This window comes from Alteromonas sp. V450 (assembly GCF_001885075.1).
In the GTDB taxonomy this organism is placed as follows: Bacteria; Pseudomonadota; Gammaproteobacteria; order Enterobacterales; family Alteromonadaceae; genus Alteromonas.
On sequence record NZ_MODU01000004.1, the window covers coordinates 455,733 to 468,529 of the forward strand.

Annotated in this window: 8 protein-coding genes; 7 read left to right on the forward strand and 1 reads right to left on the reverse strand. The window is 45.2% G+C overall.

The window, feature by feature from the left end; translation table 11 throughout:
* Nucleotides 1–56 precede the first annotated feature (56 nt).
* Nucleotides 57–728, forward strand: a complete 672-nt coding sequence (locus BK026_RS02045; RefSeq protein ID WP_071814319.1) for a hypothetical protein — start codon at nt 57–59, stop codon at nt 726–728.
* A 9-nt stretch (nt 729–737) separates the two neighbouring features.
* Here BK026_RS02045 and BK026_RS02050 read toward each other — a convergent pair whose 3' ends face one another.
* Nucleotides 738–4,238: a PAS-domain containing protein gene (locus tag BK026_RS02050; RefSeq protein WP_071814320.1), complete on the reverse strand. Its 3,501-nt coding sequence runs from the start codon at nt 4,236–4,238 to the stop codon at nt 738–740.
* A 253-nt stretch (nt 4,239–4,491) separates the two neighbouring features.
* Between BK026_RS02050 and grpE the strand changes: the two genes are divergently transcribed.
* From grpE to BK026_RS02080, 6 genes are all read left to right on the forward strand, one after another.
* The gene (grpE, locus tag BK026_RS02055; RefSeq protein ID WP_071814321.1) at nt 4,492–5,115 is read left to right on the forward strand and encodes a nucleotide exchange factor GrpE; all 624 of its coding nucleotides are present in this window, start codon (nt 4,492–4,494) and stop codon (nt 5,113–5,115) included.
* A 119-nt stretch (nt 5,116–5,234) separates the two neighbouring features.
* The gene (gene dnaK / locus BK026_RS02060) at nt 5,235–7,163 is read left to right on the forward strand and encodes a molecular chaperone DnaK (RefSeq protein WP_071814322.1); all 1,929 of its coding nucleotides are present in this window, start codon (nt 5,235–5,237) and stop codon (nt 7,161–7,163) included.
* A gap of 211 nt (nt 7,164–7,374) precedes the next feature.
* A complete protein-coding gene (gene dnaJ / locus BK026_RS02065; RefSeq protein ID WP_071814323.1) occupies nt 7,375–8,508 on the forward strand; it encodes a molecular chaperone DnaJ in 1,134 nt (377 codons plus the stop codon).
* Nucleotides 8,509–8,809: 301 nt separating this feature from the next.
* Nucleotides 8,810–9,292, forward strand: a complete 483-nt coding sequence (locus tag BK026_RS02070; RefSeq protein WP_071814324.1) for a cytochrome c — start codon at nt 8,810–8,812, stop codon at nt 9,290–9,292.
* 223 nt (nt 9,293–9,515) lie between these two features.
* Nucleotides 9,516–11,420: a propionyl-CoA synthetase gene (locus BK026_RS02075; RefSeq protein WP_071814325.1), complete on the forward strand. Its 1,905-nt coding sequence runs from the start codon at nt 9,516–9,518 to the stop codon at nt 11,418–11,420.
* Between the two features lie 114 nt (nt 11,421–11,534).
* Nucleotides 11,535–12,716, forward strand: coding sequence for a serine hydrolase (locus BK026_RS02080; RefSeq protein WP_071814326.1), 1,182 nt, complete (start codon nt 11,535–11,537; stop codon nt 12,714–12,716).
* Nucleotides 12,717–12,797 lie beyond the last annotated feature (81 nt).

Below are 12,797 nucleotides of genomic sequence, written 5' to 3' on the forward strand. Positions count from 1 at the left end.
TAGCGGTAAAGTAACGTAAAAATAAGCACTGTAAAAAAGCAAAAAGTGTTGTTGCTGTGCTATCCAAACTTTTCAGAAATATACGTGCTCAAAAAGAGAATGCGTCACTGTCTAGACGTCGGGACAACCACGCTGTATCTGTGTGGCACGACACGGGGCAAGTTTATTATTTAGAAAACACGCTTAAACTTACGTATCAGTCTAAAAGTGGGCCTATCACCATAGAGAAGCTGTCGTTGAATGCGATAGCTGAAGTACTTACACAACTTCAGGCGTTGGATGCGTCGTCCCCTTTATCACGGCAGGAAGTTGCTAATCAGACTGACGCATTTAACATCAGTATTTGTGGCGTCACATGGCAAAAAAGCAGTGACGGTTCCAGTACGCGAATAAAAGCTTTACCCGAGGCTGCACTTTTGCGAAGTCCAACCGCCTGTTTTAGTAAGTCACAAGCGGTGTTTAAACATGCATTTTTACTAGAACACGATGACTTGCTAACTCCAACGACGTCATCTGGTCGCGCGGGTGTTTTTACCTATAATCGGATTTCGATTGCCGAATTCACTCAACAGATTGCTGCCGCAAATGCACGGTTGTCCGGTAAAGATAAGCCTGCAATTACCGTAGGTTTTGACAATTTCAACACAGCTTTTACTGAACACGAACAACAAACAATCGAGGCGATTATAGGCACACAGCACGACAATGAAAGCTTGGAGAACAAATAGCAAGTGGTACTATGCTAACAAATCACGCCTACCCTTTTTAAGCATGCGTTTTAACGCCGACTGCTTTACTGGCTTGGGTAAGTACATAAATTGCTTCGCGGCTGCCTCTTCCCTGATGGTGTCGCTTCGGTTAGCCGTTATCAGTATTTTTTGGGCAAAACGCGCGCCTTTTGCTTCTAGCCACTGAGTGACATTAAAGCCAGTGTCTTTGTTTTGAAGGTGATAGTCAGCAATAAGTATGTCAAAGGTTTTTGTACGTAAAAGCGCTGTTTGGTCTCGCCCCTTTATCCATGTTACCAGCGCTCCCCAATCTGTAAGCAGCGTTTTCATCGCACTGGCCACTTGTTCATCATTTTCAATCAGCAGTATTTGTTTACGGGTGAGAAAACGCGCCGAGGCCTCTTTGTCTTTTGTGCAAGTTACCTGATTGCTGACATTAAGCGTTTGGTTTTCTTCGCGCATTGCCAGTGTATCAGGGCGATCACACCGTTCGACTTCCACACAAAAAACGCTCCCTTGGTTCGGCGTTGATTTAAGAGACAATGAATGGTCTAACAAGCGGCATATCTTATCTACAATGGTGAGCCCTAACCCAAGCCCCTCGTTGCCTTGACTTACGTTAAGCTGATGGAATTCAGCAAAAATATCTTCCTGCTGATGCGGGGCAATCCCCATCCCCGTATCGTATACACAAACCGTAACAAAGGGCGAGACGTCGTTTGCGTCGCGCCAACTGGAGGGCGCATTAACTTTACGTCGAACGCCCACTAACACTTTTCCCGTTTCCGTATAGCGCACAGCATTAGAAATGAGGTTTTGCAAAACTCGTCGTAACAAGTGTTTGTCGGAATAAACGTAAACCGAGCTGTTTACATAGGTAAGTTGTATACCTTTTTGGTGCGCGATAACACTAAATTCTTGAGTTAACGAAGCCAAGATGTCGTTTAAGCAAAAAACGGATTTTTGCGGAGTAAAATGGCCCGAATCTAAACGGGTCATATCTAAGAGTGTTGAGAGCAAGTTTTGTGCGCTGTGTAATGAACTCACAACACCTTCGGAAAGACTTGCTAGCGGCGTTTTTTCGGTTTTTCGTTTGAGCATTTCTGCAAATAAGGTTGCCGCGTTAAAGGGTTGCATTAAATCGTGCCCCGCGGCAGCAAGAAATTTTGTTTTGCTTTCATTGGCCTTGTCGGCTTGTGACTTAGCCTCGACGAGTTCGGCTGTTCTTTTGGCTACACGGGCTTCAAGTTCGGTCTTGGCGGTCTCTAATGCCTGCTGAATCGACATATACTCAGTAATATCGCTATAGGTAGTTACATAGCCCCCGCCTGGCAGCGGTGCGCCGTTAACTTCGATAACGCGACCGTCATTCTGTTGCCTGATATGTTTATAGCGATTGCCCGCTGTAATATGCGCTATGCGTTTTGAAATTTCATCACTCATAGCGCCTTCTACCGCCGCCGAATAGGTTATATTGTGTTGATGATTGTGAGAACTCGACTGCGCCATATTAAATAAACCGCGCTTGGCGTTAAATGCCAAAATATCGGCAATTGGCATGCCTGCTTTTAAAAAACCTTTTGGGTAGTTAAACAGTTCTATGTATCTATCGTTCCATGCTAGAAGCTGCAATTTATCATCGAGCACACTAATCCCTTGCTCGATATTTTGCACAGAAGATTGGAGTACTTCGTGGTTAAACTGAAATGATTGAGAAGCTTCTTCAACCCAATCCACAAGCTCTGGCAACGGATCATTGCCGGTATCAGCAATAGCGCCAATCAGTATTTTCGCGCTAGGGGCACCAACCTGTGCCGACAGCAGTTTATCAACACGCTCAATGAGAGATTGACTCGCATAGCCCGTTAAACCGGTGCGTTGGATATCCACTGAAAGCTGCTGCGTAAGCTGAAGTTGTGTGGTGTTTTCAAGTACACGTTCAGTGAGCGACAGCAAATCGCGTACCTTGATCATTAATTGAGGAAGGGAAGTGGGTTGCCCTTGAGAAGTCGTAGTTCGGGCCATATTTTTGTGTGTTACAAGCGACACTAAAGCAAATGTCACGCAATTAGCGATAAGCGCACTAACGAAACCAACGCCCATTTCATAATCAGAAGGTACCGGGTCAAAGTAATAACTAGAGAGCAAACTGGGATATAAAAGCAATATAAACCAAGTGGTAAGTCCAACCAGTAGGGCACAAATGGCGGCTGACGTCGTGCTTTTTTTCCAATACAGCCCAAACATAAGAATGGGCAAGCATTGCCCTAGAAGGGCTATAGCAATAACACCGCTTTTGGCTAAAGGGGCTGCTTGACTGATATTTAGGTGATACCAAAGTGCGATACTTATAACAACGAAAACCGTTAAACGCCTGATGGTCAGAATTTTTGACGGCGCCATGGAATTGTTGGGCGCTGTTTTAAGCCTTGCTTTTAACCACAATGGGGTGACTACATTGTTTGAAATCATTATCCCCATAGCCAGCGTGGCCACAATGACCATGCTTGTTGTCGCAGACAGCCCTCCTAAGAATGCAAGCGAAGACAAACCTGGGTTTTGTGCGTAAAGAGGAAGCGCAATAACATATGTATCTGAACTAATACTGGGTGACAGCAGAAGTTTCCCTGCAAGTGCAATAGGAATTAAAAATACCGTCATGCCAAGAAGGTAAAGCGGAAACAACCAGCGGGCAGTGCGTAATTCACCTTCACCGTTTTGCTCAACAAAATTCATTTGAAACTGTCTTGGCAAAACAAACATTGCGCAGATGCCTAATAAAACGTGAGAAAAATATACCCACGGCGCCCCATCTGCTTTTAAAACTGCCGCAGCTTCAGTATGGTTGGCAGCCTTGGTGACTACGTCAAAGAGGCCATCAAACATAACATAGCAAACGAAAATACCGACGGCCCAAAGTGCAATAAGCTTAACTAATGATTCAAATGCAATGGTTAACAACAATCCGGGGTGTTTATCAGTGAGGTTTAGCGAGCGCGTACCAAATATTATGGCAAACACTGCCATCAGGCCTGCTACATAGACACTGACTTGGGCGTTGTTTGCAGCGGTGTCCGCTGTTATTAAGTTGATGGACTTGGTAATCGCATCTAATTGCAATGCAATGTAGGGAATAACGCCTATGAAGCACAGCAGCGTAACGAATGCAGCAATAAGGTGAGAATGTTTGTATTTTAAGGCGATGAGATCTGCAAGCGAACTAATATTATGCTGTTGACAAAGGCGGCTAATATGCAACAAAACGGGGAAGGCAAAAGCCATTGTTAGCATTATCCCTAAGTAAGTAGGAATAATAGCCCAGCCGTATTGAGCCGCTTGCGATGTGGTACCAAAAAACGCCCAAGACGTGCAGTGAACTCCCAAGCCCAAGCTATAAAGAATAGGGTGTTGCTGATTATCGCGTAGCCGTTTATCTCCCCAAAAAGCAATAGCGAATAGCAGTAATAGGTATAAGGCGACCAATGTCCCTACAGTCCATATACTCAGCATAGAAGCCCTATAAAATCAGTTAACTAGCAATGCTTAGGTTAACATGGTTTTTACAAGTCGTCGCCGTAATGCGTGCGCGTTTGTACAGTACGATAGTACTGTTTGAAAGATTTTTAGCATTCATCCACAAAAATATTGTGGATACCCTTGAACACCTTAAATCAAGCCCCATAAATAAGCGCAACAGACTTATTCCCAGTAATTTTAGTATTGTTGGGCAATGCCTAATTAAGAAAAACGTTTGGAGGTAGGCATGAGCGATAATCGCGACGTGCAGGCAGAACAAGAAAATGCAGTTGAACAAACTGTTCAAAATGCTGAAGAAGCGCAAGTTGAAGCGCCAGAAACAGAAGGTGTAGAGCTTGATGAAAATGCACAACGCATTTACGAGCTAGAAACAGCGCTTTCTGAGGCGCAAGCAACAATCAAAGAACAGCAAGATGGTGTACTTCGTGCCAGAGCCGACGCTGAAAATGCCCGTCGTCGTGCTGAAGGTGAAGTAGAAAAGGCGCGTAAATTTGCCCTTGAGCGCTTCGCTGGTGAGTTGCTACCGGTTATCGACAACTTAGAACGTGCTATCGAAATGACCGATGCTGACAATGAAGCGGTTAAGCCGCTTTTAGAAGGTGTGGAAATGACCCACAAAACTTTCTTAAGCACTATTGAGAAATTCGGATTAAGCCTTATTGATCCGCAGGGCGAAACCTTCAACCCTGACTTGCATCAGGCGATGTCGATGCAAGAAAGTGCAGACCACGAGCCAAATACGGTGATGGCGGTTATGCAAAAAGGTTATCAAATTAACGGCCGCTTGTTACGCCCTGCCATGGTTATGGTATCGCGTGCGCCAAGTGGTGGTGTGGACACGCAAGCGTAAGTCACGCTTTTTGCGATAAACACACAAAAATGTCAGTTTTTTTACTGACATCTATTGAAAAGGTCGGGGAATAACCCCACTAAAAGTACAGAATTAAGAAACTTTTTCGGAGACACGAAATGGGTAGAATCATTGGTATCGACTTAGGTACAACGAATTCATGTGTCGCAGTTCTAGACGGCGACAAACCTCGCGTAATTGAAAACGCGGAAGGCGATCGTACAACCCCTTCAATCATCGCTTACACAAACGATGGTGAAACACTTGTAGGTCAATCAGCGAAGCGTCAGGCGGTAACAAACCCTGAAAACACTTTATTCGCTATCAAGCGTTTAATTGGTCGTCGCTTCCAAGACAAAGAAGTACAGCGTGACATCGACATCATGCCTTTCAAAATTGTAGGTGCTGATAACGGTGATGCGTGGGTAGAAGCGAAAGGCGAGAAAATGGCGCCACCGCAGATCTCTGCTGAAGTACTTAAGAAAATGAAGAAGACTGCTGAAGACTATCTTGGCGAAGAAGTGACTGGCGCAGTTATCACTGTACCGGCTTACTTCAACGACTCTCAGCGTCAAGCTACTAAAGATGCGGGTCGTATCGCAGGTCTTGAAGTTAAGCGTATCATCAACGAGCCAACTGCTGCTGCTCTTGCTTACGGCATGGACAAGAAGCAAGGCGACAACGTTGTTGCGGTATACGACTTAGGTGGTGGTACGTTCGATATCTCTATCATCGAAATTGATGAAGTAGATGGCGAGCACACGTTTGAAGTACTAGCGACTAACGGTGACACACACCTTGGTGGTGAAGACTTCGATAACCGTGTTATCAACTACCTAGTTGAAGAGTTCAAGAAAGATCAAGGCATCGACCTTCGTAAAGATCCGCTAGCTATGCAGCGTCTTAAAGAAGCGGGCGAGAAAGCTAAAATCGAACTTTCTTCTTCACAACAGACAGAAGTTAACCTGCCTTACATCACTGCTGATGCAACAGGTCCTAAGCACTTAGCGATTAAGCTTACTCGTGCGAAGCTTGAGTCTTTGGTTGAAGACCTAGTGAAAAACTCGCTTAACCCGCTTAAGCAAGCACTAGCTGACTCAGACCTATCTGTAGGCGACATTAACGACATCATCCTAGTTGGTGGCCAAACTCGTATGCCGCTAGTACAGAAGTATGTAACTGAGTTCTTCGGCAAAGAGCCGCGTAAAGACGTTAACCCTGATGAAGCGGTAGCAGTAGGTGCGGCTATTCAAGGCGGCGTACTTTCTGGTGACGTTAAAGACGTTCTACTTCTAGACGTTACGCCTCTGTCTCTAGGTATCGAGACAATGGGTGGTGTAATGACTGCGCTTATCGAGAAGAACACGACTATTCCTACTAAGAAGTCGCAAACCTTCTCAACTGCTGAAGACAACCAGTCTGCGGTAACAGTACACGTACTACAGGGTGAGCGTAAGCAATCAAGTGGCAACAAGTCTCTTGGTCAGTTCAACCTTGAAGGCATTCGTCCAGCAGCGCGCGGTGTACCGCAAATCGAAGTTACCTTCGACCTAGATGCTGACGGTATCCTACACGTGTCTGCGAAAGATAAAGACACTGGTAAAGAGCAGAAGATCACCATCAAAGCTTCTTCAGGCCTAAGCGATGAAGAAGTAGAAAGAATGGTAGCAGACGCTGAAGCGAACAAAGAAGCGGATGCGAAGTTTGAAGAACTAATTCAAGCGCGTAACCAAGCTGATGGCATGATCCACGCTACGCGTAAGCAACTTGAAGAAGTTGGCGATGCACTAAGTGCAGAAGACAAAGCGCCAATCGAAGAAGCTCTTACTGCGCTAGAAACAGCGTCTAAAGGCGAAGATAAAGCGGAAATCGAAGCGAAAACGCAAGAGCTTATTCAAGCGTCTAGCAAGCTGATGGAAGCTGCACAGGCACAACAAGCAGCCGCTGGTGGTGCTGAAGGTGCAGAACAACAAGCGTCTTCTGGTAAAGCAGATGATGATGTTGTTGACGCTGAATTCGAAGAAGTGAAAGAAGACGACAAGAAATAAACTGTTGTGTCAGGCCCGTTGCGAAAACGTACGGGCCGTTTAAGCAGTTCAGGCGCATCAGGAATATCTTGTTGCGCCTTTGTTGTGTAAATGACTTGGTACATGCAACATGACGTAAACGAATGTTTAGTCAGGTTATTTTCACAACATTCAGATGTAGATTCGGTAAGTATGAAATGCTTATCGACAAAAAGTAGGATATGTAAACGATATGTCGAAACGAGACTACTACGAAGTACTCGGGGTAGATAAAAGCGCAGGCGAACGCGAAATTAAAAAGGCGTACAAGAAGCTCGCTATGAAGTATCACCCTGATCGTACGCAAGGCGATAAAGGCCTGGAAGATAAGTTTAAAGAAATCCAGGAAGCCTACGAAATTCTGTCAGATTCGCAGAAGCGTGCAGCATACGACCAATACGGCCACGCGGGCGTTGATCCAAACCGTGGTGGCGGCGGCTTCGGTGGTGGTGCCGACTTCGGTGACATATTTGGCGATGTTTTTGGCGATATTTTTGGCGGCGGTGGTCGCGGTGGACGTCAATCACGCGCACGTCAAGGTTCAGACTTACGTTATAACCTAGAGCTTAGTTTAGAAGAAGCGGTTCGCGGTAAAAGCGTTGATATTCGCGTACCAACTTTGGTTGAGTGTGACGTTTGTGACGGTTCTGGTGCGAAAAAAGGTTCTTCACCTAAAACCTGTCCAACCTGTCATGGCAACGGCCAAGTGCAAATGCGACAAGGGTTCTTCGCTGTTCAGCAAACATGCCCAACGTGTTCGGGCAAGGGCAAAATTATTGAAGATCCTTGCAACAGCTGTCACGGTCATGGTCGTAAAGAAAAGACCAAAACTCTTAACGTTAAGATACCTGCAGGTGTTGATACCGGTGATCGCATTCGTTTATCTGGTGAAGGTGAAGCAGGAGAGAATGGAGCGCCAGCAGGAGACCTTTACGTTCAGGTTCACGTTCGCGAGCATGACATATTTAAACGTGATGGCAATAATTTGTACTGCGAAGTACCGCTGAGCTTCTCCACAGCAGCCCTTGGTGGAGAACTGGAAGTACCTACGCTTGATGGAAAGGTTAAGCTTAAGGTCAGTCCAGAAACGCAAACTGGTCGCATGTTCCGCTTGCGTGGAAAAGGCGTTAAGTCAGTGCGAAGCGGCGCTATGGGTGACTTAATGTGTAAAGTGGTCATTGAAACACCTGTAAACTTGTCTTCGCGCCAAAAAGAGCTACTTCAAGAACTTGAAGAGTCGATGGGTAAAGCATCAAGTAAACACAGCCCGAAAGCCCAAGGCTTTTTTGACGGCGTTAAAAAGTTCTTTGATGATTTAACGAATTAATTATTGAAAACCTATTATGTTTCAAAAGCCCTCATTTTGAGGGCTTTTTTGTATCTGTAGTCTCTTCACTGTGCCTCTTAACACAATTATGTTTAGTGTCTGTCCAAACCTGTACTCTATCAGCTTACAGCGACAATAAAGTTGGACTTTCTACAATTGGGGTTTAGTCTCTTGAATGGGGTGTTTCACCGATATATTTGTTGCGCTGGCTCAAACTATTCGTCACGATGACACTATAAGTAAATAATAATGTATCCGCTTGTCGAACGGTGGATAAAACGTATATAAAAAGGGAACAGGCATGAGACTATTCAATAAAGCGATAATCGTAGCAGCAACCGTTGGTGCAGTGATTTCAGGTTCAGCGACAGCTGAGGTAACTGAGGCTTCTTCTGAAAAGCACGCTAAAGCAGCAACGCAGTACCGCCAAGCGGTGTTTCAGTTAGTTCGCAGTAATATGGGGCCACTAGGCGGCATGGCAAAGGGCGCGCTGCCGTTTGATGAAAGTGTAATGCAAACAAACGCGGTACGTTTAGAACAGCTTGCCGATATGATGGGTGATTACTTGTCTGTTGATACACGAAAATTTGATGTTGATACGGGCGCAAAAGACAACATTTGGGAAAACTTTTCTGACGTTGAAAAGAAAGTAATGGCCCTAAAAACCGCGGCCAAAGGCCTACAAGCTGCGGTTGCCTCAGGCGATGAAAGTGCGTATCGAGGAGCTATTGGTAAAATAGGTGCAAGCTGTAAATCTTGTCACGACGACTATAAAAAAGATTGATAATGTTTGTTGGTGGTGTCGCAGTGAAGTGTAAGCCACCGGCGGAAATTTTCTCTTAAAACGATACAGAAAACGGCTGGCGCATTTCGCTCAGCCGTTTTTTGTTGCCACAATAATTTTATTCGACAATTCAATTGCTTGATTCATCTAAGCCTGAAGTCTTATACGTGAAATTACACAATCTAGCGTAGTGTTTTACTGTAAACCTACATTGGATACTGAAATGAATTATAAGAACGAATACTATGCCTCTACACAATCACCCGATGTATTTTGGTTAGATAAGGCCAAAGAAATTAATTGGTTTAAAACACCATCGACTGGCTGTACACGCGCTGATAATGGCTATTACGAGTGGTTTAAAGATGGTGAGCTTAATACCAGTTACCTTGCACTTGATACGCATGTTAATGCAGGTAAGGGTGATAAGGTCGCACTCATTTACGACTCTCCCGTTACCGGTATAACGCAACGCTTTACCTACAGCGAATTGCTAGAATGTGTGGCGAAATTTGCGGGTGCACTGTCGCAACTAGGTGTCAAGAAAGGTGACCGAGTAATTATATACATGCCAATGATACCACAAGCTGCCATCGCAATGCTGGCTTGTGCACGCCTGGGGGCAATTCATTCTGTAGTGTTTGGTGGCTTTGCGGCAAATGAGCTTGCCGTGCGTATAGATGATGCTCAGCCTACGCTTATTGTGACTGCTTCATGTGGTATCGAAGGTACAAAACTATTGCCCTACAAGCCGCTTATCGATGAGGCTATTTCTATTGCTAAATTCAAACCAAAAGGGTGCGTGGTGTTTCAGCGTGAGCAACTGGAAGCCGAGCTTGTGCCAGGTTTCGATTACAATTGGGCAGACATAATTATTAATAGTCAGCCGGCGGTGCCAACCCCTGTCGGTGCGACCGACCCGCTTTATGTACTTTACACGTCAGGAACCACGGGTAAACCAAAAGGCGTAGTGCGAGATAACGGCGGGCATGCTGTTGCGCTGCATTATTCTATGCAAGCTATTTATGGTATTGATGAGCAAGATACCTTTTGGGCAGCGTCTGATGTCGGATGGGTAGTGGGTCATTCATATATTGTATATGGGCCTTTAATCAAAGGCGCGACATCAGTTATGTATGAAGGCAAGCCTGTAGGTACACCGGATGCAGGCGCTTTCTGGCGCATGATAGAAAAGCATAGCATTAATGTATTGTTTGCAGCGCCTACAGCCTTCAGGGCTATCAGGAAGGAAGATCCTGATGCTAAATATTTAACCCAATATGATACATCGAGCCTGCGCACACTGTTTATGGCGGGAGAACGATTAGACCCTCCGACCTACTATTGGGCCGCTGAAAAAGTTGGTGTGCCTGTAGTGGACCATTGGTGGCAAACCGAAACAGGTTGGCCAATTTGTGCTAACCCGATGGGAATAGAGCCCATGGAGGCAAAACCAGGTTCATCAAGCTTACCTACGCCTGGGTTTAATGTTCAGGTTTTGCAAAGTGCTCAAAGTCAGCAGGCAGCAGGCGTACAAGGCGCAATAGCTATCAAATTACCGCTGCCGCCTGGGTGTCTTACCACAATTTGGCGTGACCACGAGCGGTTCGTTAGCGGTTATCTAGAAGAGTTCGATGGCTACTACAGCACCGGTGATAATGGTTATATTGATAACGATGGATATGTTTTTATCATGGGGCGTACTGACGACGTAATAAATGTTGCAGGTCATCGGCTTTCTACAGGCGAAATGGAAGAAGTGTTAGCTGCGCATCCGGCAGTAGCAGAGTGCAGTGTAATTGGCATTCATGACGAGTTAAAGGGACAGCTGCCGGTGGGGTTAGTATTGTTGAAAGACGGCGTTTCTATTGCAGAAAGTGAGCTTGAAGGCGAGTTAATCGAACGAGTAAGGAATACCATTGGCCCAGTAGCGTGCTTCAAGCGCGCTATCGTTGTCGAACGGCTTCCAAAAACACGCTCGGGCAAAATTTTAAGAAAGCTTTTAAGACAGATTGCAGCAAATGAGTCAGTTTCAGTCCCATCAACCATCGACGACCCACAGAGCGTGCATGAAATAACGCATGTTATGCAAAGAAAAGGGTTAGTAGCACAACGGGACGTTCGCTAGCCCTTATTATTTTTAAGCGCGCAGCGATGTGCGCTTTTTACTTGTTTTCCTTTTTCTTATTGCATACTTTAAGCGAGCACCACATAACATAAACGAAGAATAAGGAATAAAAAAATGTGGAAATGGATCGTTGGAGTCATTGCAGTAATATTTGTAGGCCTATCGGTGTTTTGGTTTAACATTGACAAAAATGTACGATATCTCCTTCTAAACCAGCCAGAAAATCAAAACGTTTTGCAGTGGACTACGGCGCAACGTGACGCAGGCTTTCAAGCTATAGAAAAACTTGGCATTTTGCCTTATCGCACTGTAAAAAGTGGACAATCAGGCCCTTCGTTAGAAAAAGGTCCTTTACTAAATGTAGATAAAGACGTAGTTGATACGTTTTTTGACGAACAAAGGCTTGCCAGTGTTGTTGTCCTTCAACATGGTAAATTGCGCTATGAACGTTATGGGTTAGGGTTCAGTCATCAGGGAAAGTGGACAACGTTCTCGGTAGCCAAGTCATTCACTTCAACCTTAGTGGGGGCGGCATTAAAAGATGGCTACATTAAAAGCCTCAACGACAAAGTCACTGATTATATCACCGACATGAAAGGCAGTGCATACGATGATGTCACTATTGAGCAGCTGTTAACTATGACTTCAGGTGTGAAGTGGGATGAAGACTATAGCGACCCAAACTCAGATGTTTCAAAGTTTAATTTTCATGTTGCAGAAGACGGCATAGACGTTACGGCTAGCTATATGCGAACGCTAGAGCGGGCCCATGCGCCGGGAACGCAGTTTTTATACAGTACGGGTGAGACAAACCTTATCGGCTTATTAGTGTCTGAGGCAACGGGTAAGACACTGGCAGAGTATCTTTCAGAAAAGGTATGGCAGCACATTGATGCGCATCAGGACGCGTCTTGGCTATTGGGCCCTACAGGCCATGAGATAAGTGGTTGCTGTATACAAGCAACGACAAGAGATTTTGCATTATTTGGCGACTTTATTTTAAATGGCGCTGTAGTTAACGGAGAATCTATTGTTCCAGATGGTTGGTTTGAAAAGGCGGTTACAGCGCAAGTCAAATTTGACGACAAAGGTTCTGGCTACGGTTATCAATGGTGGGTATCGGCAAATGACATTTATCAAGGTAAAGGGATCTTTGGTCAAGCCATCTATATTGATCCGAACCGTTCGTTAGTAATTGCTGTCAACGCAAACTGGGAGTCGGCCTCGCATCGTGAAAGCGCGAAGTCTCGCGCCCGTATGTTTGACTATATCACTGGTTTAATTGACAAGGAATAAGCTGCATAGCGTCGAGTTAAGCACGCGTTAGCACGTGTGCTTTTCTTCGCATTATACCTTCCCATTTAATACTCGCTGACG

Bases quoted from the DNA above. Each gene is read 5' to 3' on its own strand.
- BK026_RS02050 (WP_071814320.1), bottom strand. From the start codon at position 4,238: ATGCTGAGTATATGGACTGTAGGGACATTGGTCGCCTTATACCTATTA.
- grpE (WP_071814321.1), top strand. From the start codon at position 4,492: ATGAGCGATAATCGCGACGTGCAGGCAGAACAAGAAAATGCAGTTGAA.
- dnaK (WP_071814322.1), top strand. From the start codon at position 5,235: ATGGGTAGAATCATTGGTATCGACTTAGGTACAACGAATTCATGTGTC.
- dnaJ (WP_071814323.1), top strand. From the start codon at position 7,375: ATGTCGAAACGAGACTACTACGAAGTACTCGGGGTAGATAAAAGCGCA.
- BK026_RS02070 (WP_071814324.1), top strand. From the start codon at position 8,810: ATGAGACTATTCAATAAAGCGATAATCGTAGCAGCAACCGTTGGTGCA.
- BK026_RS02075 (WP_071814325.1), top strand. From the start codon at position 9,516: ATGAATTATAAGAACGAATACTATGCCTCTACACAATCACCCGATGTA.
- BK026_RS02080 (WP_071814326.1), top strand. From the start codon at position 11,535: ATGTGGAAATGGATCGTTGGAGTCATTGCAGTAATATTTGTAGGCCTA.